This is a genomic window from Methylobacterium sp. AC315 (genome assembly GCF_979253755.1).
In genome coordinates this window covers 1-270 of the sequence record NZ_CEEDEA010000090.1, presented here as the reverse complement: position 1 = coordinate 270, position 270 = coordinate 1, and the positions used below count along the sequence as shown (strand labels likewise).

The window sequence follows — 270 nt, the reverse complement described above, 5'->3', positions numbered from 1 at the left end:
ATATGCAACCGCCCGCCCACGCCGTCGTGCTGTCCATCGACGGTCCTTCGACACGCTCAGGATGAGGAGTCCCAGATCCAGGCCCTGGAGCGAACCCGTCCCGACCAGCCGCTCGGGCCCGGGCATCCCGCCGCTCAGACGCACGACGACACCCGCCACGGCACCACGACCTTGTTTGCCGCCCTCGACGTCCTGGAAGGCACGGTGCTCGGCCGCTGCATGCAGCGCCATCGCCACGGTGAGGTCATCCGTTTCCTCAACACCGTCGAG

1 pseudogene is annotated in these 270 nt (G+C 68.1%); it reads left to right on the top strand.

Annotated elements, in window-relative coordinates:
* Positions 1-270: pseudogene (locus AC0IY0_RS28825) on the top strand (IS630 family transposase); the annotation flags it as partial.